Genomic DNA, 948 nt, shown 5'->3' with positions numbered 1-948 from the left:
TCCACGTTACAGCCCGTCGGTTCCGGTTTATGAAGGCTATCTGCAGAACATGCAGGCGCTCAACAAGCTGCCGACCTTGCAGGAACGTGTTGGCGAGCGCTACTGGACGGGACGGAACGGCGATGGCCAGGCCACAGGTGCCGCCGTTGACGACAAGGGCGTGTGGGCGCGTGTCGAAGGGGCACACAATCGCCTTGAACCAGATACGTCGCTGAGCCGCATGAAGCAGGACATCAACACCTTCATCATGCAGGCCGGTGTCGACGGTCAGTTCTATGAGAGCGACAATGGCAAGCTGATCGCCGGTATCACCGGGCAATATGGCCATGCCAAGGGCGATATCTCCTCCTTCCACGGCGATGGTGCGATCAGCACCGATGGCTGGAGCCTTGGCGCAACCGCCACCTGGTATGGCACTTCCGGCTTTTATGTCGACGGTCAGGCACAGGTGACGTGGTTTGACAGCGATCTCAACTCCTGGACAGCCAATCAGGGTCTTGCCGATGGCCGCAAGGCAACCGGCTATGCCTTGAGCATAGAAGCAGGCCAGCGCTTTGCCATCGACCAGAACTGGTCGCTGACGCCACAGGCGCAGCTCATGTACTCCTCCATCAATGCCGACAGTTTCCGCGACGCATGGGATAGCCGTGTCAGCCTGCATGACGGCGACAGCCTGATCGGACGGCTCGGCCTTGCCGCCAACTATGCCAATAGCTGGCAGGGCAAGGATGGTTTGACGGTCAACACCACCGTCTATGGCATTGCCAATCTCTATCAGGAAATGCTGGGCGGTTCGTCGGTGAACGTGGCGGGCGTCGAATTCGACACCGACAATGACCGGACCTGGGGTGGTATCGGCGCTGGCGGCACCTATGCCTGGGCCGACAACAAATATGCCGTCTATGGCGAGGGCACAATTAACACCGCGCTCAACCACTTCGCCGACAG

At 59.7% G+C, this 948-nt stretch carries 1 protein-coding gene; it reads left to right on the top strand.

All coding sequences use genetic code 11. The annotated features are described in order from the left end of the window. Positions 1-948, top strand: a 948-nt coding sequence (locus tag F9K78_RS21790) for an autotransporter family protein (RefSeq protein WP_151682755.1), incomplete at both ends; no start/stop codon positions are given.

It is taken from the genome of Brucella pseudintermedia (assembly GCF_008932435.1).
Taxonomy (GTDB): Bacteria; Pseudomonadota; Alphaproteobacteria; order Rhizobiales; family Rhizobiaceae; genus Brucella; species Brucella pseudintermedia.
Note: the sequence above shows the minus strand (reverse complement) of the source record. Positions and strands in the feature narration are given on the sequence as shown.